Consider the following 23,436-nt stretch of genomic DNA (forward strand, 5'->3'; position numbering starts at 1 on the left):
CTAATAGTGAACGATCAGCAATCGAGTCTGGAGCATCGGAGAATCTGTGACTGACGTGAGCACTACTCGCGCCGCCACGGCCTCGGAAGAGAGGGGGAGCGACTTCGCCCGCCTGTCACGCCGGGTCGCCCAGGCGGGCCTCATGGAACGACGACCCGTCTACTACGCCGCGCGGATCGGTGTGGTAACAGGCCTCTTCGCGGCGGGCTGGGTGGCGTTCGCCCTGGTAGGCGACTCCTGGTGGCAGCTTCTGGTCGCGGTGTTCCTCGCGGCGATGTTCGGCCAGGTGGCCCTGCTGGCGCACGACCTGGCCCACGGGCAGGTGTTCCCGTCCCGGCGCACCAGCGCGATCGCGGGCCTGCTGGTCGGCAACCTCGGCATCGGACTCAGCTACGGGTGGTGGCAGGACAAGCACACCCGCCACCACGCCAACCCCAACCACGAAGACCACGACCCCGACGTCGCGCCCGACATCCTGCTGTGGTCGGAGAAGCAGGCCGAGGCCAGCCGGGGACTGCCCAGGTTCGTCGGCCGGTACCAGGCGTTCCTGTTCTTCCCGCTGCTGACCCTGGAGGGCCTCAACCTGCACATCTCCAGCGTCCGGGGGCTGAGCCGCGACTCGCTCAAGAACCGGACGGCCGAAGGGTTGCTGCTGCTCGCGCACTTCGTCATCTACCTGGGTGGCGTGTTCGCGGTCCTGCCCTTCGGGAAGGCGCTGCTGTTCCTGGTCGTGCACCAGGCATGTTTCGGCGTGTACCTGGGGTGCACGTTCGCCCCCAACCACAAGGGCATGCCGGTGCTGACCGCCGAGGACGAGCTGGACTTCCTCCGCCGTCAGGTGCTCACCTCCCGCAACGTACGCGGGGGCCGGGTGGTCAACACGGCCCTGGGTGGGCTCAACTACCAGATCGAGCACCACCTGTTCCCCGGCATGCCGACCCCCAACCTGCGCAAGGCGCAACCACTGGTGCGGGAGCACTGCGAGTCGCTGGGGGTGGCGTACGTCGAGTGCGGCCTGCTGGCCTCCTGGGGGCAGGCGATGCGGCACCTCCACGAGGTCGGCGCGCCCCTACGGGCCCGCCGCTAGCCCGGGGGCGCCCCGCCCTCGGGCGCCGCGCCCCTTGAACCCCTCGCCCCTCCCCCGGCTCGCCGGCTCACGGACGGGGCGAGGATGCTCTGCACGGCGCGCTGCCACATGCGCGCCGTGCACGCGCACGCGCTGCGCGCCCCGCCCGGCGTCATATACGCCGCACTAATTTGCGCCCCGTCTGGCGCCATGCACGCCACACTGACGTGCCCCCGTCTGGCGTCATGCACGCCGCACTTCCCCATGTGCACCGCCCGGCGCTGTACACGCGTGCCAGGCCTGACCGCTTGCGGCGCGTCCCTTCAGACCGCGTGCGTGGTGTTCCTTCAACTCCCTGGACCCTCACCTGCGCGCCTGTAGGGTGGCGCGCAGGCGGGCAGAGGTGGTGTGGTGATGCGGGTCGGGGTGGCCAGGGAGGTCGCGCGGCGGTGGGTGGCCGAGGTTGGGGCCGGGTTGCCGGGGTTCGGTGGGGCCTTTTTGACCGGCTCGGTGTTGTGGTCGCCGGAGGACGCGGTCGTGGCCGGCAGCTCCGATGTGGACGTGATGGTGGTGCTGGACGTCGCGGAGCCGCCAGTTAAGCCCGGCAAGATGCGATACGGCGGCGTGTTGTTGGAAATTTCGTTTATGTCGGCCGAGCGGTTGGCGTCGGCGGAAGGGGTCCTGGGCGACTACCACCTGGCGGGCAGCTTCCACCTGCCCGGAGTGCTGGCCGATCCGAGCGGGCGGCTGGCCGCTCTGCATGAGGTGGTGGTCCGCGAGTTCGCCGACCGGCGGCGGGTGCTCCAGCGGTGTGGCGCCGTGATGGACGGCGTGCGTCGCGCGATCGCCGCCATGGATGAGGCGGCGCCGATGGCCGACCAGGTGACGTCGTGGCTGTTCGGCACGGGGGTCACGACCCACGTGCTGCTCGTCGCCGGGCTGCGGAACCCCACAGTGCGCCGACGGTACGAGGCCGTACGGGAGCTGCTGGCCGTACGGGGGATGCTTGATCACCACGAGGCGTTGCTGGAGCTGCTCGGATGCGCGGGGATGGGGGCGGCGCGCGTGGAGCGGCATCTGGGGGTGCTGGAGAAGGTGTTCGACGCGGCCAAGGACGTCCGGGTGCCGTCGTACCCGTTCTCGTCGGACATCAGCGAGGCCGCCCGGCCGCTGTCGATCGACGGCAGCCGGGAGCTCATCGCGCGCGAACTGCCCCGGGAGGCGGTCTTCTGGCTGGTGGCGACGTACGCGCGCTGCCTGAAGAAGCTGTCACTGGCGGGGGTGTCCGGTGAGGTGTACGAGGAGGGGTTCCGCGAGTTGCTCGCGGATCTCGGCGCCGAGACGTTCGCGGGCCGGCGGCGGCGCGGGGAGCGCGTACTGGACGCGCTGCCCGACCTGTGGCACACCGCCGAGACCCTCGCACCCGCCTGAACCCCAACAGCCGAAGCGTGCGACCGCCTGCCACCGGCCCGATCGTGTCCCGCTGAGCCATGTCCGATCGGTCGCCCGCATGTGACCCGCCCGGTGGTCCGCTGGTTGGTCCGCCGGGCGGTCCGCCGGTTGGTCCGCCCGATGGTCCGCGTGCGTCAGAGGCCGTACTCCTCCAGGAGGCGCAGCCAGATCTCGCTGACCGTGGGGAACGACGGGACCGCGTGCCAGAGCCGGTCGAGCGGCACCTCGGCGGTGACCGCGATCGTCGCCGCGTGCAGCAGCTCCGCCGCACCGGGGCCGGCCAGCGTGACGCCCAGCAGCACCCGCCGCTCCTCGTCCACGACCGCCTTGGCCCGGCCGCGATAGCCGTCGCCCAGGAGGTAGGCCCCCGAGACCTTGCCCAGGTCGTATTCGACCACCCGCACCGGGAACCCGGCCTCGCGGGCGGCGGCCTCGGTGCGGCCGACCGCGCAGATCTGCGGGTCCGTGAAGACCACCTGCGGCGCCCCGTACCCGTCCGCCATGTCGCGCATCGCAGGGAGAGTGTCGTCGCCGCCCTTGGCGCGTGCCGCGATGACGTCGCCGCAGGCCCGCGCCTGGTACTTGCCCATGTGCGTGAGCAGCGCGCGGCCGTTGACGTCGCCGACCGCGTACAGCCAGCCGCCCTCGACGGCCGTCGCCCGCATGCTGTCGTCGACCTCGACGGAGCGGCCGCCCGGCAGGCCGACGGTGTCGAGCCCGAGGTCGGCGGTGGCGGGCACCCGGCCGGTGGCCACCAGTAGTTCGTCGGCCTCCAGCGGCGGGCCCTCGGCCAGGTGCACGGTGACCTTGCCGCCGAGCTCCGGCCGCTCGACGCGTACGACGCCCGTGTGGGTCCGCACGTCGATCCCGGCGCCGGCGAACGACTCGGCCAGCAGCTCACCGGCGAACGGCTCCAGCTTGGACAGCAGCGACCCGCCGCGTATCAGGACCGTCGTCTGCCGCGCGCCGAGCCCGTGCATGGCCTGCGCCATCTCACAGGCGACGACTCCGCCACCGAGGACGACCAGCCGCTCCGGCACCGCCTTGGCGGCCGTGACCTCGTGGCTGGTCCAGGGCTTCGCCTCGGCCAGCCCCGGAATCGGGGGGACCATGGCGGTGCTGCCGGTGGCCAGCACGACGGCGTGCCGCGCGGTCAGCACGCGTTCTGGGCCACCGTCTCGCATGGTCACCCGCACCCGCTTGACACCGTCGAGCCGTCCCCTGCCCCGCACGAACTCGATGGGCACGCTCTCGATCCACCCGACCTGCCCCGAGTCGTCGAAATGCGACACCGCCTCGTCGCGCCGGGCGAGCACCTCGCTCACCTCGATCGGGCCGAGCGACAGGCCCGGCACCCGGCTCACCTCGGCCGCCAGGTCCACCGGGCGCAGCAGGGCCTTGCTCGGGATGCAGGCCCAGTAGGAGCATTCGCCGCCGGCCAGGCGGTCCTCCACGATGGCGGCGGTCAGACCGCCGCGCACGGCTCTGGCCGCGGCGTTCTCGCCGGCAGGACCGGCGCCGATCACTATGACGTCGAACTCGTCGGTCATGCCTACCTCTCCCATAACGCTCGCCACGCTGTCGCGGCTCTTCCCAGCAGTCTCCCACCGGTGCCCTTCGAGCGTCGCCGAGGGAGGTTCGCCCGGCTCAGTTCTGCTCGGGTACCGCTCCGGGCGGCCGGTTCTGCTGGTGTATCGCTCCGGACGGCCAGTTCTGCTCGGACGCCGTACCGGGTGGGTTGGCGATGACGAGCATCTCGCTGCCGCCGAAGTCACCGACCACCCGGAACCCGGCCTGTACGAGAATCGTGCGCAGGGCGAGTTGTATGGCGGTACGGATGGTCTCGTACTTCACCGTGTCGGCTTTAGCGAGATCGGGAGAGGCCTCCCACGAGACGACCACACCACGGCCAGGCTCGTGCCGGAGGCTGAGACCGCCGTCGCCCGGCGTCCCGGACGGCCCGTTCGATCCGGACGGCTTCGGGGACTCGACGGTGAATCCCGCGTTCGTTAACTCTTGCCGGATGAGATGTTCCAGGTTCGCTGGGTCGTACCGTGCGGGTTTCACCTCGTCCTGCTGCCCTCACAGCGCCCTGTCATGCGGGCCTCCCGTCGTCATGGACGTAACCCGGCCAAGGTGACGGCGACCAGGCGGTGGATCGCGTCGTGGCCGGGGGCGGCGCCGGCCGCCGTGAGGGCGTGCAGGCAGTAGTCGGCCAGCTCGCCGGCCGGTACGTCGTCGCGTACGTCACCTGCCTGGGCGGCCTCGGCGAGCAGGTCTTGGAGGAAGTCGTGTAGCCGTCGCCGCGCTCGATCGACGTGTTCGTCGCGGTGCAGCAGCGTGGCGAGTTCGCCGCCGTGGTGGGCCGCTGCTGAGTGGTGCTGGATCCCCGCGTAGGTCCGCAGGACGGCTCGCAGGCGTACGAGGGCGGGGTCAGCGGGGTCGGCGGCGGCGGCGAGCTGGTCGAGGTGCGCGGTGATCTGACGTTCGTGCCAGGCGGTGAGGACGGCGTGGGCGTCGGGGAAGTACTTGTACAGCGTCGCCCGGCCGATACCGGCCCGCTCGGCGATCTGCGACATCGTCAACGCGACCAGCCCGTGCTCCGCCACCAGCTTGGCCATGGCGTCCAAGGCCGCGTCCCGCACCGCGGCGCGGTGCTTGTCGATCGTCTCGTTCCACAACTTGGGCACGCCCCTGATCGTACATGCCGTTAATGTCCGATACATTGTGACATTGACAGAGACAACATGTATCGATAAATCTGATGTCGGCAGAACGCCACCCCGGCGACCAGAAGGAATGCGATGCCGATCCTGAAAGCTCAGATCGAGACCGAGCGGGCGAGCCGGTATCTCGTCCAGTTCTGCAAGCACGCCGCCGCCATGGGCCGCGGCGGCGGCCACACGCCGCGCATGCACCTGCGCGGCATGATGGACCGCCGCGAGCTGCAGGTAACCGCCGAATGGTCCGACACCGAAGGGACGGTCACCTTCGCCCCGTGGGGCCAGTGCACGCTCGCCGCCGAGGCCGGCGCCCTGACGCTGCTCGTCGAGGCCGCCGATGAAGACGGCCTACGTCAGATCCGGGACATCGTCAGCCGGGACTTCGAGCGCTTCAGCCGCCGCGATCCACTGACCGTGACCTGGCATCGGTCCGAGACCTCCGACGCCGCTCCGGAGATCGGCGCGCCGACACCTCCGGAGAACGGCGCGTCGGCACCCACGCACCGGCGAGGCCGGCTGCGTGCCAACCTCCAGGCGATCCTGCTCGCGGCGGCCGTGGTCGTGATCATCGGCCTGCATGTCGGGCTGGCCGGCACCGTCGTGGCGAACTCGGCGTGGACCGGCATGGCCGCCAACGTCGTCGTGGCGCTCGTCGTACTGAAGATCGCGTTCATCGCCCTGGCCCGCTTCGGCCTCCGGCGCCGCAAGGCCGCCAAGACGCCCGACGGCAGCTGAAGGAAGGCCGCGTCCCGCGGTCATCATCGGGGCGCGGCGCCCTGGCCCGACGCCTCGGCCTCTTCCGCTCAGCCTGCCACGATCCCCGGACCCGGTGCCGCACGTAGCCCATCCCCACCGAATGGAGCCCCGCCTTGATCTCAACTTCCGCACTCAGCGCTCTTCGCTCCTACATCCGGCACGCCCCCGGCCGCCCGGGCAGAGCACTGCTGGTAGAGCGGATTCAGGACGCGGTGCGGTCGCTCTCGAAGCCACGCCCAAGATGATCGGCGTGCCGTACTCCTGGGGTGGCGGCGGCGCGAACGGGGCAAGCTACGGAATCGGCCGCGGCGCCGGGATCAGGGGCTTCGGCTGCTCAGGTCTGGCCGAGTATGCCTGGGTCAAGGCAGAGACAAGGATCGGCGGAGACACCTCGGCACAATGGCGCGCAGGTATTCGTGTATCTCGTTCCCAGCTCAGGGCCGGAAACCTGGCGTCTTCGCCACCAACCCGCAGAACCCGTCCACCATTCACCACGTCGTGATGAACATCGACGGCACGCGCTAGGTGCACGCGCCCCATACCGGTAGCAAGGTGCAGATGGGGTGATGGACCGCCACACGGGAAGCCGAATACGCAGGCGCAGTACGCCCCGGATGATCTCGACGTACGCTAAAAGCGACCCGCTCTCGCCTTTTGACCAATCGGTATGAGTAGGTCGGCGGAAGGGCCGGCCCCACGTGCGCAGGCCCTTCCGTTTTTGCCACCGCTCCGGACTGCAGGCCGTTTATGCACCCCGTTGCAGGATCATGCAGCCCTCGACCGGCCGAATCTACGCCGACACCCGGGCCGCACATCGCGGCCCGGGTGTCGGCGTTCGTCGGCGGGGCTGCGGCCTTCGCGGCGTACGTCAGCGGCGAGCCGCAAGGTCTACGGTGCGGGGAGCTCTCGCACCAGGCGTGAGGTCCAGGGGCACCAGATGAGGCCGGGCAGGAACGGGCCGCCCGCTTCGTCCAGGTGCTCTTCGACGTAGGGGATCGTGGCGTCGCACACTTCGAAGGCGTTGTCGAAGAAGTCGACCGTGTCGGGGTTGTAGTGGTAGCTCCAGCGCCAGTTGTAGGGGGCGGGGCGCTTGATGATTCTGCCGATGACGTGGGGCTCGCTGGTGGTCGCGCCGCTCAGCAGGTCTCTGGCGTGCTGGATCTTGGCGGGGTCGGTGAGCTTGAGGACAGCCGTTGCCTGGGTGATGTCGGTGTACTCGAAGTAAGCCTCCGAGGCGGCGGCGCGGTGGGCCGCGTCGGCCTGCTGGGCCTGGGCGGGTGTGGCCAGGGCGAGCATCGCGACCGCTGCGAGGGCGGCGATCTGGGGGGTGATACGTCGCATGGGCATCTCCTGTGCCTGGTGGGCCGTGTTCACGGCCCGTCGTTGCGTACTGCAAGAGAAGGATTCGTTGGGGCTTGCAGTTGTCCTCGTCTGGACTGGGCGGTTACCGGTGCATCCGGCGGGCTAGGCGGGCGACGTCGCGGGTCCCGGCCGAAAGAGCGGCGCGGGCCTTCTGTCCTTGATGCGATGGAGAGGAAGTCACAACTTCACGAGCACGCCGTCCCGGCACACGTAGATTGCGCCGTTGTAATAGCCGTAGTCGCCGTCGAGCCACAGGCCGCCCAGGGGGTGCATGCCGCAGTGGTTCCCGGCTGCCGGTGCCGAGTCGGCTTGGGCGCTGGCGATGGTGATGGGGGCCAGCAGGGCGGCTGCTGCCGCGGCTCCCGCGACCAGGACGCGCAGTCCAGTGATCATGCGCATGCTTGATCCACCTTTCAGGGGTCTGTATCTGGAGAGCGCGCAAGACGAAGGCCATGCCGCCCACCCGCCAGCATTACATAAAGTAACTACAAAGTCACTGTCCGTGTTGCGGGAGGCCGACAGGCCATCATCAGGGGCGCAGACCATCGGTCGGGCCAGCGTCCTCGACCAACCGCTGCCGGACCTCGCCGCCATCGAGCTCCTGACCGGGCCAGTCATCGCCATCGCAGACATCACGATCACGCCGTACGATCCCCACAGAGTGTGCCCCGACCCCTACGACTGGCGCTTGGGCGCTCTCATCGAAACCCGCGACGACGCCTTGAGCGACGAGCGACGCCAGCACAGCTGCTGGGTTTGCACAGCCGACGCACCCTCGCTATCTCTTGATTCCCGCCCGTGCGCCTACGTCATGCGTGATCCGGACGCCACCGACCAGGATTGACGCGTCAAGTGCGAAACCCCACGTGTCGTTACGTTGAGTAGTGGAAAGACCGCATAGTGTGTTGGCCAGGGCGTCTGTGCCGTTTCCGTCGTCACGATTGCTGGTTTCGCCCTCGAACAGCACCCGGGAAGCCACAGTCCGCAGAATCCGGCGGCTGCCCCCAGGGTGCCGACCACCGTGCCGGCCCCGGTGCGGCCGCGTCAGCTGTAAAAGGTAAGGAGAGTGCAGTGACCGACAACGAGCCGAAACTGATCTACGGCCAGGGGGCCGATGCATGTCCCGAGGGGCACTTCTGTCTCTACCGGGCCAATAGCTTCAACGCGGGTCAGACCCCGGGGCGGGGCGACAAGATCCTGGCCATTCCGACGGGTGCGCACGTCAACGACTTCTCCAAGTACGGGTTCGACCACAGCGGCGACGGAGTGAGTTCCGTCGTCAACAACACAGCCGAGGACAACGCGCTCTTCTCGGCCGCCGACCAGCAGGGACACTCGCTGCCGGTGGAGCGTGGGGCCACGATCGCCAGACTGTCGGACATCCCCATGGCCGGGAGTCCGAACGGCTCCTGGAACGACCAGGCCCAGTCCGCGCTGGCAGCCCGCTTCGTGGGGAACCTACGCGTCGACCAGGAGCTGCGAGGCCACTGGTCGGAAGGCTCAGGACACATCTACTCCTACCGGCTCACGATGCACGCCGAGGACACCCGCGTCCTGAAATGGGCCGTGGGCTTCGGTGACCTGCCGGAGGGAACCTCACTGTCCAAGAGCTTCATCGACAACTTCTGGGGCGAGATCCTCCGCAACGGCACCGACGGCGCCGTCCTGCTCGGCTCCCCCGAAGGCGGCGGACACAGCGTCGATCCTGAGACGGCCCTCCCCATCGACATCCAGATCCTCTACCCCGACGAAAGTCCCGCCTACGAACGCCTCACCGGCCTGCACGCCCAGCAACTGGGCTGACCCGGCACTCCGCCCACACCCAGGCCCTGGACGTACATAGCTGTCAATTCCGCCCCGGCGAGAAGTACCTGCAGATGGAGACGGGATTGCCGTTCCACAAATCAGTAGAGGAACGGACAAACTTCCGGACGAGCTGTGCGATGGCCTTGGCCTCTTGTTGAGCGAGGCCGAGAGCCATTGCATTTCACAGCGAATTGACCATTCTTCTCATTAGTGGCCGCCTGGCCACACGCCCGCATTGCAGCCGTCCCAGACGACGCGCTTGTCCGGACCCATATGTCGGTAACAGATCTTGAACGCCTTAACCGATCCCCAGATCGACTCATCGACAACGCCGCCGCCCTGTGGGGCCCTTACCTCGAACACCGGCCTTGCGTGATAGCGTTGTCGTTATGCCAGACCGCCTTATATGCGCGGTTGTCGTTCTTTCCATCGCACACCTTGATCGACAATCGGTCGGAGGGTTCGGTCACGCTGCCGTCCACATAGCCGTCGCGCCAGCCCGACGCTTGCGCCGATGCCCAGCACCAGCCCGCCAACCAATAGCGCCGTTGCTCCGCCTGTCTGTACGAGCCGGGCACGTAGGTGTCGCGCTGGACCCCGCGATCGACGTCGCCAAACGATCCCGGTCGCCACGCTACACACTTCCTCTGGCGGGTGATCGACGCGCGTATTCATCAGCCCCGAACAACCCAACCCCTGCGGCAACACGGGGCGCGAAATCTTCGTCCACGGCAACAGCGGCCCTGCAGCGGACATCAGCGTGCCCTGACCACGACACCTGACCTCGAATGACCCCAAGAGAGGGACCAGGCTACCTGTCCCTCTCTCACTTCTTGCCGAACTGGGCGGACACGATCCTGCTCCTGCTCCGCAATACAGCCTGGCATAGGTCCGAACGGCACTGTGATACCCGGCACGGCTGGCTTGCGCTCGATCCTCCTGAAAGCCGCGACTGATGCCCACCACCACGTCCAACAGCGTTTCTGGCACGCCGGTGGCCCACAGCAGTGCTGTCTGTGCATTCCGTACGCGATCCACACCATCAGCGTGAACCTTCAACGGCCGAAACCGCCCGCGAGGACGCCGCCTGGGACGTGGCCGCCGCGCATGTTCTCTAAACCACCGCGCTGACAGCACGCTCCCCTTGTGGGATTGACGCGGGTTATGGGGTCTAGGGAAGCGCAGTCGGCGGTACCGGGATCGCGGGGAAAGGGTTGTCAGGCAGGAGCAGGACCCGGCGCGGCCGGTCCGGCTGCCCGGCCGCGTCCAGGTGGAGCAGGGCCGCGCCGATGCCCGCCGCGCCGACCATGTAGCCCGTGTCCGCGCTCACCTCGCCGGGCCGCAACCGCCGGTACGCCTGGTACCAGCGGTAACCGCGTCCCTCGTGGTCGGTGGCGCGGGCGACCAGGTCCGCGGCGAGGGTACGGGCGAACTCCAGGCAGGAGGCCCTCCCGGTGGCCGCCCACAGCCCGACGAACAGCTCGACCAGACCGGCCGTGCCGCAACACTGGCAGGCCACGTTCCAGTAGCCGTCCGTCCTGCGCGGCGGGGCGGCGCTGTCGACCACGCCGTGCGCCAGCCGTTCCATCCAATCCAGGTCGCCGGGATCGCCTGTCACCCGGTACAGCTCGTAGAACATCCTGGCCGCCCCGGCCGCGCCCGAGCAGAAGCCGGCGTAGTGCAGCTCGCGCGCCTGCGGCACGTGATGCGGGACCATCGCCCATCGGTCGCCGACCGCGCTGACCTCGCGGACGAAGCCGGCCCCGCTGCGCGCGGCACGCAGGAAGCGCTCGTCGCCGGTCACTCCGTACAAGCGTGCGAGGAGGAACACCGTGCCGGCGGTGCCGGCGAGGAATCCGGGCGTGATCGCGTCCGGCGGCGCGCCGTCGACATCGCCGAGACGGTGGCCGGGAACGGGCAGTCGGGCGATGCGCAGGCCCGCCTCCACCGCCGCCGCCTCGTAGGCGGGCATCCCCAACTGGGCGGCGGCGCGCAGCAGGCCCAGGATGATGCCGCCGTCGCCACGCTGCGTCGGGTCGTGCGTCCAGCCGAAGCCGTCCGCGCCGGTGCGCCCGCTGCTGACGATCAACTCGGCGATGGCCGCCGCCTCGGCGGTGAGCCGGTCGTCGCCGAGCATCCACCCGGCCTCCATCAGCGCGATCATCGTGCCGGTCAGCCCGTGGTAGAGCGACAGATCGTCGTCCCGCCGCCAGGTGGCCGCGAGCCATTCGGCCCCGCCCCGCGCGTCCTCCAGGTACGCCTCCTGCCCGGTGGCGACAGCCAGTTCCAGGAAGAACAGCACGACTCCGGCCGCACCCGAATACAGGGATCGAGGCTGCGATCCGACTGCCGATCTGCCGTGCGGGTCGGGGTTGGCCACCCAGTGACGGCCGTGCTCACCATCGACCCCGGCGGATCTGATCCAGCGCGCCGTCGAGACGGCGGCGGTCAGCGGAGAGGCGGCACGAGCGCTCTTCGGGCGGATCTCGTCCAAGCTCATGGCCGGGACTATGGCATACCCCTTATCCGATTTCATGTGTTTCCTATTTATTTGATAGGGATTTTGCGGAGGATGCCGGACGCCAGCCAAGCTGCGGTGCCAGCTCCCGCGCGACAGAGGCGAGCAGGCGGACGTGCTCGTCGAAGTCGGGTACGCCGGGGACGAAGCTCACCAGCAGGTCGGTGATCTGCCGCAACGCCGGATCGGCGGCCAGTTCGGCGGCGAGTGCCTCCGGTGGCCCGAGCAGCGCACGGTCGGCCTCCAGGTACTCCTCGACGCTGAGCCCCGCGACCTCGCGCTTGGAAGACAGCCAGCCCTGCCAACGACGGGCGCCGGGCGTGACCGAACGGATCGCCTCCGCCCGGTCGGTGTGGGGGTAGACGGCCCGGGAGACCTGCACCCGGGGCTGACGGGCCGCCGCGCGGTAGGCCGCGATCCACTCGGCCTGCTGCTGCTGGGCCTCGCGCACGGTGGTGCCTCGCCAGCCGGTGGCCCGCGAGAGCTGCAGCCCGTCGCCGGCGCGGCCCGCGGCGGCCGCCGCCGAAACCGCCAGTGATGGGTCGCCCGTGGTGGCCTGCCACAGCCGCGAACGTACACCGGCCCCGGGCGGATGGAGCACCTCGCCGAGGCTGTTGAGCGCCACGCCCTCCAGCACCTCGTGGAGCCGCGCCACTGAAGCCTCGAAGAGCTTGTGCCGGTCGGCCAGGTCTTTCCCGAACGCCTCCCATGCTCCCGGGAAGGGCCCCGACCCCACCCCCAGCTCGAGCCGGCCGCCGCTGAGTTCGTCGAGCGTCGCCGCGTCCTCGGCGATCTTGAGGGGATCCTCCAGGGGAAGCACCAGTACGCCGGTGCCCAGCCGGATCCGCGTGGTGTGCTGGGCGATCGCGGCGAGCACGACCAGCGGCGCGGAGACGTTCTCGTTGCCTTGGCGGAAGTGCCGTTGGATGACCCATCCCGAGTCGTAGCCCAGCTCCTCCGCGGCCACGAAAAGGTCGATCGCCTCTTGGTAGGCCCGGGCCGGGGGCAGGTCGCTGTCGAGGTGCAGCAGGAATCCCAGGCGGAAGGGCCGGCCGTCCTCGACACCTGCCCCGATCAGGTCAGCCATGTCAGAGCCTCACTCCGGTCCCGTGTACGCCGTGCTCGTCGATCAGCGCCAGCTCCTCCTCCGTCAGTGGCGGGAAGTCGAGCGCCTTGACGTTGTGGTCGAGCTGCGCCGTAGAGCTGGCTCCGATGAGTGCCGAGGTCACCTGCGGCTGCCGGAGCACCCACTGAAGGGCCAGCTGCGCCAGCGACTGGCCGCGCCGCTCGGCGATCCCGTTGAGCGCGGCGGCCCGCTGCCGGTAGGTGTCGTCGATGACGTCGGGCGAGAGGAACGCGCTGTTCTCCGCACGCGCTCCCGCCGGGATGCCGTCGAGGTACTTGTTCGTGAGCAGGCCCTGCGCCAGCGGCGAGTAGACGATCAGGCCGAACCCGTCCTCGGCCGCCAGCTTGAGCAAGCCGTTGAGCTCGGGCCGGCGATCGAAGATCGAGTACCGCGGCTGGTGGACCAGCAGCGGCACCCCCGCCCGGCGCAGCAACTCGGCCGCCTCGTGTGCCCGCTCGGGGGCGTAGTTGGAGATTCCCACGTACAGCGCCTTGCCCTGCTCCACGGCGCTGACGAGGGCGCCGACGGTCTCCTCCAGCGGCGTGGTCAGGTCGGGACTGTGGCTGTAGAAGATGTCGACGCGGTCGGTGCCCAGGTCGCGCAGGCTGTGCTCCAGCGAGGTGAGCAGCGACTTGCGTGATCCGCCCTTGAGGTACGGGCTGGGGCCGATGGGGTTGCCGGCTTTGGTGGAAAGGAGGAGCTCGTCCCGGTACGGTGCCAGGTCCCGCTTGAGCACCTGCCCGAAGACCTGCTGCGCGGCGCGGTGCGGCGGGCCGTACCGGTCGGCGTTGTCGAAGTGGGTGATGCCCAGATCGAAGGCGTGCAGCACGATGTCGCGCTGCGTCTCGTACGGGTGGTCGGTGCCGAACTTCTGCCACAGGCCGAAGGAGAAGGCCGGGAGGTCGAGGCCCGAGTGCCCGGCGCGCCGGTACTCCATCTTCTCGTAGCGGCTCATGAGCGGTTCCCCCGGCGCAGGGCGGCCGGCTGAAGGGACGGGGTGTCCCGGCCGGTGTCGCGTTCGAGGAAGTGGGTGCCCGGGTCGACGATCTCGTCGATGCGGTCGAGGACCTCGCCACTGAGCCTGACGGTGGCCGCTTTGAGGTAGCTCTCCAGGTGGTCGAGCGTGCGCGGGCCGATGATCACGCTGCTGACCGCCGGGTGGTTGAGTGCGAACGCCAGGGCCAGGTCGACCAGCGTCAGGCCGTTGTCCTCGGCGAGCCGGGCCAGCGCGTCGGCGGCGGCCAGCTTGCGCAGGTTGCGCTCCGAAGCGATGTCGAACCGGCCGGGGATGAGATCGGCGCGCGCCGAGTCCGGCTGTTCGCCGTTGACGCGGTACTTGCCGGACAGCCAGCCGGCGGCCAGCGGTCCGTAGCTGAGAACGCCGACGCCGTACTTCCGCGCGATGGGGAAGACCTCCCGCTCAGCGCTGCGGACGAGCAGGGAGTACGGCAACTGCTCGGTGTGGGGGGCGATGAGCCCGTGCTTGTCGGCCAGCCACTGCGCCTCGACGAGCTGGTGCGCCGGGAAGACCGAGGTGCCGTAGTAGCTGATCTTGCCCTGGCGGATCAGGTCGTCGAGCGTGCGCAGCGTCTCCAGCAGGTCGGTGTGCGGGTCCGGCCGGTGCGCCTGGTAGAGGTCGATGTGGTCGGTGCCGAGCCGGCGCAGGCTGTTGTCCACGGCGCGGATGACCCAGCGGCGCGAGTTGCCGGCGTGCTGGGGGTTGTCGCCGATCTGCCCGTGGAACTTGGTGGCCAGGAAGACGTCGTCGCGGCGGCCCTTGATCGCCTTGCCGACGATCTCCTCCGACACGCCCTGGGCGTAGACGTCGGCGGTGTCGAGGGCCGTGATGCCGGCGTCGAGGGCGGCGTGGATGATCCTGATGCTCTCGCCCTCCTCCTGCCACCGGCCGAAGTTCATGGTGCCAAGGGTGAGCGGGCTGACCAGGACGCCGGTGCGGCCCAGTATGCGGTCGGTCATGGAATTCCTCTCTAGAACAGACCGGTCGTCGGCGGGTCCTCGCCGGTCAGGTGGTACGCGCCCGCCACCGCCGCCTTCCACTGTCTGGGGTTGTGGTTGGCGAGGGTGCGGGCGTTGCGCCAGTGCCGGTCGAAGCCGAGGTCACGGTTGGTGATCGAGCCTCCCGCGACGTCGAAGACCAGCTCGGCGGCCCGCAGCGCGGACTCGATGGCGATCACGCCGGTCTGCGCCACGGTGACCGCGGCCTCCGCGCCGGCGGCACGCGCCCGCTGACCGGTCAGGCCGCGCACGCCCTCCAGCGCTTCGGCGGCGAGCAGCACCGCCGATCGGGCGGCCTGGGCCCGGGCGGCGATCTCGCCCACGGTCTCGCGCACGTACGGGTCCTCGACGCTCTTGCCCGCCGTGCTGTGCTTGATCGGCCGGGCCTTCTCACGGGCGAACCAGATCGCGTCGTCGAGCGCCGCGGCGGCGATGCCGGCCTCGACCGCGGCCAGGTAGAGCTGGGCGAACGAGCCCAGCCAGGGGTTGTCCAGCCGGGTGTTGTCGCGGGCCACGACCTCGTGCTCGTGGGCCCGCACGCTCTTCAGCCGCGTGGTGCCGCTCGCGGTCAGCCGCTGGCCGACCGCGTCGAAGTCGTCGAGGCGCTCCACGCCCTCGCGATCCACCGGCACTGTGAAGCCCAGCAGGGTCCCGTCCTCGTCCTTGGCCAGGCCCGAGAACCATGAGGCGTACAGCGCGCCGGTCGAGTAGTACTTCTCGCCGTCGATGACGTACCCGTCGCCGTCACGCCGGATGGTGGTGCTGACGGACCCGCTGGCGCCGCCGGTGCGCTCGTTGGCGGTGCCGGCGAACAGGTCGCCGTCGCGCAGCCGCCGTAGCGTCAACGCCCGGTGGGGCAGGTCGCGGCGGCTCGCCACCTGATTGGCGACGAGGAAGCTGCCGCGCAGCGCCTGGGCAACGTTGGAGTCGGCCCGGGCGACGGCGATGACCAGGTCGATCACGTCCCGCAGCGAGCCGCCGGCGCCGCCGTCCTCCTGGGCGATGCCGACCAGCGTGATCCGCTGCCCGGCGAGCGCTCGGACGTCGTCGAAGGCGTACTCGCGGGCGAGCTCGCGCTGATGGGCGCCGGTACGGAGGCGCTCCAAGATCGGGGAGACGGCAGCGCGGATGCCTGAGACGGTGTAGGCCATGGCAATGTCCTCAGTGGTGTTATCGGTGCCGATCACGCCGGCACCGCCGCGAGCTCGCGCAGGCCGAACGCGGCCCGCAGGGTCGGGGGCGACGAGCCGGCCGCGTCCGCCAGCCGTGGCACCAACGCTCGCAGCAGGCTGACCACCGCCGCGGTGCCGCCCGTGGGCACCAGCTCGAATCCATCCAACCGGTGCGCTCCGGCCCAGGTACGAAGATCGTCAGCGGCAGCCGCGGCGAAGGCGGGGGCTGCGGCCGGGTCGTCCACCACGGCCTCGACCCGGCCGAGCAGCGCGACGTCGGCCCGGGAACGACCGGCTCGCCGCAGCGCCTGCGTCAGCGCAACGTCCGCACCGGCGGCCTGCTCCCGCTCCACCACGACGACGTCCGCGGACTCCGCGACCGCCGTCGCGTCAAGGGCGCCCAGGTCGGCGACGACGACCGGGCGTCCCTGCACCGACGACGGCCCGTCCAGCGGACCGGCGACACGGTAGAAGGAGCCCTCGTGGCCGATCGGCTTGATGCGTGTGTCCTCGACGACGATCCCCGCCTCCTGGTCGCCGATCAGCGCCGCACGCGGGAACGACTCCCACAGCCGGGTCAGCACGTGGGCGTACTCCGTCCAGCGCCGGGCGGGATCGCTCGCGCCGGGGTCCGGAGCGCTCGCCTGGCTCACCTCGTCTCCCCCGCCCGCCCGCAGGGCGACGCCGCTGCGGCCGCCGGTCGCCCGGTCGAGGGAGAGCACGCGCCGTGCGGCGTTGTACGGAGCGTTGTGGGTCGTGGGCAGCTCGGCGACGTAACCGACGTCACCATGGATGCCGGCGAGGTAGGCGCCCACCACGGTCGGGTCGAGCGCCCGGCCGTCCAGGAGCCGGATGGCCGCGACCCCGACCTCTTCGGCCACCGCCGCGATGACGACGGCGTCCGTGAGCGACACCAGGGCCGGGTGGCCGGTCGGCTCCCCGACCGCGAGCGCGAGCTGGATGGCTGTACTCATGAGGAGATCACTTCCGGTTGAGGGACCCGGCCCGGCACCGCGGGCAGGCCGAGTCCGAGATGGTCACGGAGGGTCGTCCCGTCGTATTCGGTGCGGAACAGGCCACGACGCCGCAGCTCGGGAACCACCTGGTCGGCGAAGTCGGCGAAACCGGACGGCAGCACGTCGGGCATCACGTTGAAGCCGTCCGCCGCACCCGCGCGGAACCACCGCTCGATGTCGTCGGCGATCTGCTCCGGCGTCCCCACGACGATCCGGTGCCCCCCGCCGCCGGAGAGCTTCTTCAGCAGTTGGCCGAGCGTCGGCCGCTCCGCGTCGATGATCGCCTTGACGACCCGGTAGAAGGTCTGGGAACCACCGGCCTCGTCGGGATCGACGAGGAGCTCGGCCGGGATCGGCTCGTCGTCGGACAGCCCGTCGAGGGAGATCCCGAGCTGAGCGGCGAGCCGGCCCCGGGCGTAGGCGTCGGGAAGGATCTCGTCCAGCAGCTCGCGCCGGGCCTTGGCCTCGGCCTCGGTGCTGCCCACGACGGTGGACAGTCCGGGCAGGACCACGATCTCCTCGGGACGCCGCCCGAACGCGGCCGCGCCGGCCCGGATCTCGGCGCGGAACGCGCGGGCATGGTCGAGATCCTGGTCGGCGGAGAAGATCACCTCCCCGACCCGGGAGGCGAGCCTGCGGCCGTCGCTGGAGCCGCCGGCCTGGACCACGACCGGCCGGCCCTGCGGGGAGACGAGCTCGGTCCGGCCCGCCCAGCCGGCGACGACCTGCTCGGTGAACTCGGCGGCGCGGCGGTAGCGCAGCGCGTGCTCGGGCTCGCCGCTCCGGCCGAAGTTACGCGCCGCCACCGGTCCGGCGGTGGTCACGACGTTCCAGCCGAAGCGACCACCACTGACGTAGTCGAGGTCGCCGAGCCGGCGCGCCAGCTCGACCGGGTCGTTGTAGGACGATGACAACGTCGCGATCAGACCGATCCGCTCGGTCTGGGCGGCGATCCGCGCCAGTACCGTCGTGGGCTCCAGGTTGTTGCCAGGGCGGTGCCTGACGGACGGGTCGAGCAACGGGCCGTCCGCCAGGAAGACCGCGTCCAGCTTGGCTTCCTCGGCCTTCTTCGCGATCGAGGTGTAGTGCTCGATCGTGTAGCTGGCGGTGCCGTCGGTGTTGGGGAACCGCCACGAGCCGCCGAAGACGCCCGCGTTGAGGATGTTGACGTTGATGTGCAGCACGATCTCTCCTTAACGTGCGACGGCGAGCCGGACTCCTGGGATCGCCTCCAGCAGTTCCCGTGTGTGGTCGTGCCGCGGCGAGCCGAACACCTGCTCGACCGGGCCGGTCTCGACCACGGCGCCGTCCTTCATCACCGTGACGTCGTCGCCGATCAGGCGTACGACGCCCAGGTCGTGGGTCACGAACACGTAGCTGAGCCCGAGCCCGGCCTGCAGGTCGACCAGCAGTTGCAGGATCTGGGCCTGGACCGACACGTCGAGCGCGCTCACCGCCTCGTCGAGCACCAGGATCTCGGGGTTGAGCGCGAGCGCCCGCGCGATCGCTACCCGCTGTCGCTGACCGCCGGAGAGCTGGCTCGGGAGCCGGTGCAGGTAGCTCTCGTCCAGCGCCACCGCCTCCAGCAGCTCGACCACCCGCGCCTTGCCGGTGGCCACGCCGAAGGCACGCAGCGGCTCAGCGATGATCTTGCCGACGGTGAACCGCGGGTCGAGCGAGGTGAACGGGTTCTGGAACACGAACTGCAGGTCCCGGCGGATCTCCCGCAGCTGCCCGCGCCTCAGGCCGGTCAGCTCCCGATCGCCGACGTGCACCGTGCCGCTGTCGGCGGTGGTGAAGCGGACCAGGATGCTCGCCAGCGTCGATTTGCCCGCGCCGGACTCGCCGACGATGGCGTGCGTGGTGCCCTTGCGTACGATCAGGTCGGCGCCGTCAAGCGCGCGCAGCTCACGTCTTTGGCCTCGGCCCCGCAGGTGGTAGGTCTTGGTGAGCGCGTGTGCCCGCAGCACCGCCGACGCGGTGGCGGGGTCCGGCCGCGCGCCTGACGTCGGCCGGAGCCGGCCGGTGTGCCGGGCGGGGGCCGCGTCGAGCAGCCGGCGGGTGTAGTCGTCGGCCGAGTTCTCCAGCACCTGGTGCACCGGGCCCTCCTCCACGATCTCGCCGTTCCGCATGACGAGGATCCGGTCGGAGCGATCCAGCGCGACGCCGAGGTCATGGGTGACCAGGAGAATGCCGATGCCGAGTTCCTCGCGGAGCCGTACCAGGTGGTCGAGGATGACCTTCTGGACGGTGACATCGAGCGCGCTCGTGGGCTCGTCGGCCACGATGATCTTCGGTTTGCCCGCCAGCGCGATCGCGATGAGCGCACGCTGCTTCATGCCGCCGCTGAGCTCGTGAGGGTACTGGTGGAAGACCCGCTCGGCGTCCTTGAGCCCGGCTGTGCGCAGGCTCTCCAGCGCGGCTTCCATGTGCTGGGCCGCGTTGCCGGCCTCGGGCTCGTTGAACCGGACCGCCTCGATCACCTGCTGCCCGATCTTCTTGACCGGGTTGAGCGAGGTGTTGGGGTCCTGCGGGATGAAGCCCACGTAGTTGCCGCGCACCAGTGCCATCCGCCGGTCGTTCCAGCCGGTGACGTCGACGCCGGAGTAGGCAATCGAGCCGCCGCAGATCCGCGCGGCGGCCGGCAGCAGGCCGAGCGCGCCTTGGACCAGGGTGGTCTTGCCCGAGCCGGACTCCCCCACGAGCGAGACGAACTCGCCCGGCTCCACGTGGAGGCCGGCGCCGCGGACGGCGGGCGTCCACTCACGGCGTCCCGACCGATAGTCGATCGCCAGGTCGGTGATCCGCAGCAGCGGATCCTTGGACGGGTCGGTCATCGGCGGTGCTCCTTCCGGTACGAGGTGCTGATGCGGTGAGTGGCGATGACGACGATCGCGAGCGCCACGCCGGGCAGGATCGAGGCCCAGGGATGGACCGCGACGTAGTCCCGGCCCTCGGCCACCAGCAGGCCCCACTCCGGCTGCGGCGGCGGTGCGCCGTAGCCGAGGAAGCCGAGCGAGGCGACGGCGAGCACGGCCGTTCCGACCTCGAGTGCCGCCAGCGCGATCACCGAGCTGAGCGAGTTGGGGACGACGTGCCGGAGCATCACGCCCAGCCGGCCGACACCGAGGCCGTACGCCGCCTTGACGTAGTCCTGGGTCACGACCGCGAGCACCTGGGCTCTCATCACCCGCGCGAACGAGGCGATGGAGGAGATGCCGACCGCCAGGGCGATGTTCTGCGTGGAGTAGCCCAGGACCGAGACCACCACCATCGCGAGCAGCAGGCTCGGGATCGCCAGGAACACGTCGACCACCCGCATGACGGCGGTGTCGACGATCCCGCCGACGAAGCCGGCGACCAGCCCGACGACCGTGCCGATGCCGAAGGCGATGAGGACGGCCAGCAGGGTCGCGGTCAGGGTCGTGTGCGCTCCGTACACGCTGCGGGCGAACAGATCCCGGCCCAGCCGGTCGGTGCCGAACCAGTGCTCCGCGCTCGGCGGCGCGAAGCTCGCGCTGGTGTCGCCGTCGAAGGGACTGTAGGAGGTGAAGAGGCCGGGGGCGACGGCCCAGCCGATCACCACCAGCACGACGATCCACGAGGCCACGAGGATCGGCTGCCGCGTGAGCTCACCGAGGCGCTTGACCAGCGGGCGCCCGAGGGCGGGGGCGGCGAGTTGGACGGTCATCACGATCCTCCTCAGGCGACGGCGAGCGTGGCCCGCAGCCGCGGATCCAGCAGCGGGTAGATCAGGTCGACGATCAGGTTGATCAGCGCGAAGCTGGCCGCCACCAGCACGACGATCCCCTGCACCAGCGGGACGTCCAGCGTGTTGATCGCGGCCTGGGTCAGCCGGCCGATGCCCTTGCGGGCGAAGACGGTCTCGGTGATGACCGAGCCGGCGATCAGGTTGCCGAACGTGATGCCGGCGATGGTGAGCGCCGGCAGGCTGGCGTTGCGGAAGACGTCGCGGATGATGATGCCGTTGCGAGTGGCGCCCTTCGCGTAGCTCGTCGTGACGTAGCCGGAGCGGAACTCGGTGGCGAAGCTGCGGACGAGGAGCTGCGCGATCGGACCCGACACCGGGACGGCCAGCGTGATCAGTGGCAGGACGACGCTTCTCGCGCCGCTGTCGCCGAAGGCCGGGAACCAGCCCAGCCGGAAGGAGAAGATCTGCAGCATCAGGATGCCGGACAGGAAGACCGGCACCGAGACCGCGCCCGACGGCAGGGCCTCGACCAGGTTGCGCACCCATGGGCGGCGGGTCGAGGTCGTCACGAGCGCGATCACGAAGGCGATGAGCAGCGCCAGCACCAGAGCGCCGGAGGCGAGGACGAGAGTGCTCGGCAGCGCGTCCAGGATCGTTTCGGTGACCGCCCGCCCCGACTGCACCGAATTGCCGAAGTCACCGGTCAGCGCGTGTCCCAGCCGGTTGAAGTACTGCAGGAACACCGGCTTGTCGAAGCCGTAGCTCTCCGCCACCTGCTCGCGGACCTCCGGCGGAATGCTGTTGATCTCGGCGGGGTCGAAGAGCAGATCGGCCGGGTTGGCCGGCAGCACGAACAGCAGGACGAAGGTCAGGGTGAACGCGGCCCAGACCACGAACAGGGCCCGGCCGACCTTCAGCGCCAGGTAACGCGTCACTTCCCGTTGCTCTTCCATGCGTCCACGAAGTGGTTGCGGGACTGGGCGTCGAAGACGATCCCGTGGACGTAGTTCGCGTGGGCGATCACCTGCGACGGGTTGTAGACCGGGTTGACCAGCGCGTACTTGTCGATCAGGAGGTCCTGCGCCGCCTTGGCGTACTCCTTGCGCGCGGCGGGATCGAGCGTCTGGTCGAGCTTGCCCACGGTCTGGGTGACCTCGTCCACGTCGACCCCGGTGGACTCCTTGGCGAGGTAGGTGACGTTGCCGAGCAGCGGACTGTACTGGAGGTTGAGGACCGCGGGGTCGTTACGCGAGCGGTTGGAGGCGGTGACGTTCCAGTCGGTCTTCGCCTTGGCCAGGTTGGCCGTGTAGTCCGGGATGGGGACGACGGTGAGCTGCAGGTCGATGCCGATCTTCTTCAGGTCCTGCTGGATCGACTCGTAGGCCGGCTTGTTCACCACCAGGTTGCTGATGCCGAGCAGCTTGACCACGAGCTTCTTGCCGTCCTTGACCCGGATCCCGTCGGGGCCCTCGCTCCAGCCGGCCTCCTGGAGGAGCTGCTTGGCCTTCTCGGGGTCGTACTTCAGGACCGAGCCGCTGTAGTCGGCGTACCCGGAGACCGACGGTTCGAGGATCGAGGTGGCGATGGAGTAGGAGTCGGTGAGCACCGTCTTCTTGATCGCCTCACGGTCCCAGCCGAGCTGGATCGCCTTGCGTACCGCGATGTCGTTGGTCGGGAACAGCTGGGAGTTGAAGTTGAAGAGGATGGCGGTGCCTGAGACGGCCCGGTGGATGATCGTGAAGCCCTGGTCGGCCAGCGACTTCTCGTCCGTGGTGCCCACGTCCAGCGTGGCGTCGATCGCGCCGGACGCCAGCGAGCCGGTCCGGACGCTGGCCTCCGGGATCGTGTTGAACACGACCTTGTCCAGGTACGCCGCGCCCTGGTGCTTGAGCGCCGGCGGGGACCAGGTGTAGCCCTTGCGCTGGACCAGGACGGTCTTGACCTGCGGCTCCCACGAGTCGTACACGAAGGGACCGGTGCCGATCACCTTCCTCGGGTCGTTCCGCTCCTTCGCGCTGAGCCGCAGCGTCGAGAGCGACAGGAAGCCGGGCTGCGCGTTGGCGGTGAAGGAGGAGGCCTGCAGGAAGCTCGCGAGCGGCTTCTTGAAGCGGACGACGGCGGTGTACGCGTCCGGGGTCCGCGTCTCGATGTAGCCGGACAGCAGGGCGGCGCCGTTGGGGTTGATGCCCAGCTTCTGGTCGCCGCGCACGTACTGGTCGAAGTTCGCCTTGACCACCTCGGCGTTGAACGGGCTGCCGTCACTGAACGTGACGTCCTTGCGCAGGTGGAAGGTGAAGTCGGTCAGCTCCTTGTTGTACTCCCACGACTGCGCCAGCCACGGCGTGATCTCACCGGTCTTCGGGTCCTGCCAGGTCAGCTTGTCGGTGATGTTGTTGCCGATGAGCGACTCGGCGTAGTTGGTGCCCCATTGCGGGTCGGGGCTGCGCTGATAGTCGATCAGGGCGAACTGCAGCGTGCCGCCGCGGACGGGCGCGCCGCCACCGGCGGCCGCGCCGACGGAGCCGCCACCGCGGGTGATGGCGAACCCGCCCCCGGCGAGGAGGAGGACGGCGACGGCACCGGCGGCCCAGGGCCACGCCTTGCGCCGGGGAGCGGCGCGCTCGATGGAACTGCGAAGGTCTGACATGAACTTTCCTCGTTGCTCGATGCGGACGGTGTGAGAGAGCCGATCAGCGCGGACACAGCGCGCC

Annotated in this window: 22 protein-coding genes; 6 read left to right on the forward strand and 16 right to left on the reverse strand. The window is 69.8% G+C overall.

Annotated elements, in window-relative coordinates:
• Positions 1 to 142: 142 nt before the first annotated feature.
• Entirely contained in the window at positions 143 to 1,087 is a 945-nt protein-coding gene (locus KLK06_RS07830; RefSeq protein WP_214634752.1) for an acyl-CoA desaturase, read from the forward strand.
• A gap of 393 nt (positions 1,088 to 1,480) precedes the next feature.
• On the forward strand, positions 1,481 to 2,497 hold the full coding sequence (locus KLK06_RS07835) for a hypothetical protein (RefSeq protein ID WP_214634608.1): 1,017 nt from the start codon (positions 1,481 to 1,483) through the stop codon (positions 2,495 to 2,497).
• Positions 2,498 to 2,652: 155 nt separating this feature from the next.
• Here KLK06_RS07835 and KLK06_RS07840 read toward each other — a convergent pair whose 3' ends face one another.
• The 3 genes from KLK06_RS07840 to KLK06_RS07850 all read right to left on the reverse strand — a co-directional run bounded on the left by KLK06_RS07840 (position 2,653) and on the right by KLK06_RS07850 (position 5,208).
• Positions 2,653 to 4,068, reverse strand: a complete 1,416-nt coding sequence (locus tag KLK06_RS07840) for an NAD(P)/FAD-dependent oxidoreductase (RefSeq protein WP_214634609.1) — start codon at positions 4,066 to 4,068, stop codon at positions 2,653 to 2,655.
• 97 nt (positions 4,069 to 4,165) lie between these two features.
• Positions 4,166 to 4,372, reverse strand: a complete 207-nt coding sequence (locus tag KLK06_RS07845) for a hypothetical protein (RefSeq protein ID WP_214634610.1) — start codon at positions 4,370 to 4,372, stop codon at positions 4,166 to 4,168.
• Positions 4,373 to 4,632: 260 nt separating this feature from the next.
• Positions 4,633 to 5,208, reverse strand: a complete 576-nt coding sequence (locus KLK06_RS07850; protein WP_214634611.1) for a TetR/AcrR family transcriptional regulator — start codon at positions 5,206 to 5,208, stop codon at positions 4,633 to 4,635.
• A 114-nt stretch (positions 5,209 to 5,322) separates the two neighbouring features.
• On the opposite strand from KLK06_RS07850, the gene KLK06_RS07855 reads away from it, so the two are divergent.
• Both KLK06_RS07855 and KLK06_RS59650 read left to right on the forward strand, forming a co-directional pair.
• On the forward strand, positions 5,323 to 5,976 hold the full coding sequence (locus KLK06_RS07855; protein ID WP_214634612.1) for a DUF2218 domain-containing protein: 654 nt from the start codon (positions 5,323 to 5,325) through the stop codon (positions 5,974 to 5,976).
• A gap of 262 nt (positions 5,977 to 6,238) precedes the next feature.
• Positions 6,239 to 6,499 (forward strand): NlpC/P60 family protein, encoded by a 261-nt coding sequence (locus KLK06_RS59650; RefSeq protein WP_250904977.1) that lies wholly within the window; start codon positions 6,239 to 6,241, stop codon positions 6,497 to 6,499.
• 386 nt (positions 6,500 to 6,885) lie between these two features.
• Here the strand turns inward: KLK06_RS59650 and KLK06_RS07865 are convergent, their stop codons facing one another.
• Both KLK06_RS07865 and KLK06_RS07870 read right to left on the reverse strand, forming a co-directional pair.
• The gene (locus KLK06_RS07865; RefSeq protein ID WP_214634614.1) at positions 6,886 to 7,338 is read right to left on the reverse strand and encodes a calmodulin-binding protein; all 453 of its coding nucleotides are present in this window, start codon (positions 7,336 to 7,338) and stop codon (positions 6,886 to 6,888) included.
• A 198-nt stretch (positions 7,339 to 7,536) separates the two neighbouring features.
• Positions 7,537 to 7,758 (reverse strand): hypothetical protein, encoded by a 222-nt coding sequence (locus tag KLK06_RS07870; RefSeq protein WP_214634615.1) that lies wholly within the window; start codon positions 7,756 to 7,758, stop codon positions 7,537 to 7,539.
• A 103-nt stretch (positions 7,759 to 7,861) separates the two neighbouring features.
• Here KLK06_RS07870 and KLK06_RS07875 point away from each other — a divergent pair, with 103 nt between their 5' ends.
• Positions 7,862 to 8,203: a hypothetical protein gene (locus KLK06_RS07875; protein WP_214634616.1), complete on the forward strand. Its 342-nt coding sequence runs from the start codon at positions 7,862 to 7,864 to the stop codon at positions 8,201 to 8,203.
• A 227-nt stretch (positions 8,204 to 8,430) separates the two neighbouring features.
• Positions 8,431 to 9,162 (forward strand): peptidase inhibitor family I36 protein, encoded by a 732-nt coding sequence (locus KLK06_RS07880; protein WP_214634617.1) that lies wholly within the window; start codon positions 8,431 to 8,433, stop codon positions 9,160 to 9,162.
• Positions 9,163 to 10,336: 1,174 nt separating this feature from the next.
• Here the strand turns inward: KLK06_RS07880 and KLK06_RS07885 are convergent.
• Genes KLK06_RS07885 through KLK06_RS07935 form a run of 11 tightly spaced genes read right to left on the reverse strand, consistent with a single transcriptional unit; the run spans position 10,337 to position 23,372 of the window.
• Entirely contained in the window at positions 10,337 to 11,665 is a 1,329-nt protein-coding gene (locus KLK06_RS07885) for a lanthionine synthetase LanC family protein (protein WP_214634618.1), read from the reverse strand.
• 43 nt (positions 11,666 to 11,708) lie between these two features.
• Complete coding sequence (locus KLK06_RS07890; protein ID WP_214634619.1) at positions 11,709 to 12,770, reverse strand: LLM class flavin-dependent oxidoreductase; 1,062 nt, start codon at positions 12,768 to 12,770, stop codon at positions 11,709 to 11,711.
• A gap of 1 nt (position 12,771) precedes the next feature.
• A complete protein-coding gene (locus tag KLK06_RS07895) occupies positions 12,772 to 13,764 on the reverse strand; it encodes an aldo/keto reductase (protein ID WP_214634620.1) in 993 nt (330 codons plus the stop codon).
• Positions 13,761 to 14,786 (reverse strand): aldo/keto reductase, encoded by a 1,026-nt coding sequence (locus KLK06_RS07900; protein WP_214634621.1) that lies wholly within the window; start codon positions 14,784 to 14,786, stop codon positions 13,761 to 13,763. Before KLK06_RS07900 ends, KLK06_RS07895 begins: the two co-directional genes overlap by 4 nt.
• Before the next feature lie 11 nt (positions 14,787 to 14,797).
• Positions 14,798 to 16,012 carry an acyl-CoA dehydrogenase family protein gene (locus tag KLK06_RS07905; protein WP_214634622.1) on the reverse strand — a complete coding sequence of 405 codons (1,215 nt, stop codon included), beginning with the start codon at positions 16,010 to 16,012 and terminating at the stop codon, positions 14,798 to 14,800.
• A complete protein-coding gene (locus KLK06_RS07910; protein ID WP_214634623.1) occupies positions 16,009 to 16,971 on the reverse strand; it encodes a hypothetical protein in 963 nt (320 codons plus the stop codon). The genes KLK06_RS07905 and KLK06_RS07910 overlap by 4 nt, the downstream gene beginning before the upstream one ends.
• A complete protein-coding gene (locus tag KLK06_RS07915) occupies positions 16,968 to 18,197 on the reverse strand; it encodes an LLM class flavin-dependent oxidoreductase (protein ID WP_214634624.1) in 1,230 nt (409 codons plus the stop codon). The genes KLK06_RS07910 and KLK06_RS07915 overlap by 4 nt, the downstream gene beginning before the upstream one ends.
• Positions 18,198 to 18,206: 9 nt before the next feature.
• Positions 18,207 to 19,850: an ABC transporter ATP-binding protein gene (locus KLK06_RS07920; protein WP_214634625.1), complete on the reverse strand. Its 1,644-nt coding sequence runs from the start codon at positions 19,848 to 19,850 to the stop codon at positions 18,207 to 18,209.
• Positions 19,847 to 20,704, reverse strand: coding sequence for an ABC transporter permease (locus KLK06_RS07925; RefSeq protein ID WP_214634626.1), 858 nt, complete (start codon positions 20,702 to 20,704; stop codon positions 19,847 to 19,849). The genes KLK06_RS07920 and KLK06_RS07925 overlap by 4 nt, the downstream gene beginning before the upstream one ends.
• Positions 20,705 to 20,715: 11 nt before the next feature.
• Positions 20,716 to 21,678 (reverse strand): ABC transporter permease, encoded by a 963-nt coding sequence (locus KLK06_RS07930; protein ID WP_214634627.1) that lies wholly within the window; start codon positions 21,676 to 21,678, stop codon positions 20,716 to 20,718.
• Positions 21,657 to 23,372 carry an ABC transporter substrate-binding protein gene (locus KLK06_RS07935; protein ID WP_214634628.1) on the reverse strand — a complete coding sequence of 572 codons (1,716 nt, stop codon included), beginning with the start codon at positions 23,370 to 23,372 and terminating at the stop codon, positions 21,657 to 21,659. Before KLK06_RS07935 ends, KLK06_RS07930 begins: the two co-directional genes overlap by 22 nt.
• Between the last annotated feature and the right edge of the window lie 64 nt (positions 23,373 to 23,436).

Origin of the sequence: Nonomuraea sp. NEAU-A123 (assembly GCF_018603905.1) — a bacterium.
GTDB lineage: Bacteria > Actinomycetota > Actinomycetes > Streptosporangiales > Streptosporangiaceae > Nonomuraea.

Excerpts from the sequence above, each read along its gene's own strand:
- KLK06_RS07895 (WP_214634620.1), bottom strand. The coding sequence starts at position 13,764 with ATGAGCCGCTACGAGAAGATGGAGTACCGGCGCGCCGGGCACTCGGGC.
- KLK06_RS07865 (WP_214634614.1), bottom strand. The coding sequence starts at position 7,338 with ATGCGACGTATCACCCCCCAGATCGCCGCCCTCGCAGCGGTCGCGATG.
- KLK06_RS07870 (WP_214634615.1), bottom strand. The coding sequence starts at position 7,758 with ATGCGCATGATCACTGGACTGCGCGTCCTGGTCGCGGGAGCCGCGGCA.
- KLK06_RS07835 (WP_214634608.1), top strand. The coding sequence starts at position 1,481 with ATGCGGGTCGGGGTGGCCAGGGAGGTCGCGCGGCGGTGGGTGGCCGAG.
- KLK06_RS07900 (WP_214634621.1), bottom strand. The coding sequence starts at position 14,786 with ATGACCGACCGCATACTGGGCCGCACCGGCGTCCTGGTCAGCCCGCTC.
- KLK06_RS07885 (WP_214634618.1), bottom strand. The coding sequence starts at position 11,665 with ATGAGCTTGGACGAGATCCGCCCGAAGAGCGCTCGTGCCGCCTCTCCG.
- KLK06_RS07890 (WP_214634619.1), bottom strand. The coding sequence starts at position 12,770 with ATGGCTGACCTGATCGGGGCAGGTGTCGAGGACGGCCGGCCCTTCCGC.
- KLK06_RS07830 (WP_214634752.1), top strand. The coding sequence starts at position 143 with ATGGAACGACGACCCGTCTACTACGCCGCGCGGATCGGTGTGGTAACA.
- KLK06_RS07930 (WP_214634627.1), bottom strand. The coding sequence starts at position 21,678 with ATGGAAGAGCAACGGGAAGTGACGCGTTACCTGGCGCTGAAGGTCGGC.
- KLK06_RS07855 (WP_214634612.1), top strand. The coding sequence starts at position 5,323 with ATGCCGATCCTGAAAGCTCAGATCGAGACCGAGCGGGCGAGCCGGTAT.
- KLK06_RS07935 (WP_214634628.1), bottom strand. The coding sequence starts at position 23,372 with ATGTCAGACCTTCGCAGTTCCATCGAGCGCGCCGCTCCCCGGCGCAAG.
- KLK06_RS07925 (WP_214634626.1), bottom strand. The coding sequence starts at position 20,704 with ATGACCGTCCAACTCGCCGCCCCCGCCCTCGGGCGCCCGCTGGTCAAG.
- KLK06_RS07920 (WP_214634625.1), bottom strand. The coding sequence starts at position 19,850 with ATGACCGACCCGTCCAAGGATCCGCTGCTGCGGATCACCGACCTGGCG.
- KLK06_RS07840 (WP_214634609.1), bottom strand. The coding sequence starts at position 4,068 with ATGACCGACGAGTTCGACGTCATAGTGATCGGCGCCGGTCCTGCCGGC.
- KLK06_RS59650 (WP_250904977.1), top strand. The coding sequence starts at position 6,239 with ATGATCGGCGTGCCGTACTCCTGGGGTGGCGGCGGCGCGAACGGGGCA.
- KLK06_RS07910 (WP_214634623.1), bottom strand. The coding sequence starts at position 16,971 with ATGAGTACAGCCATCCAGCTCGCGCTCGCGGTCGGGGAGCCGACCGGC.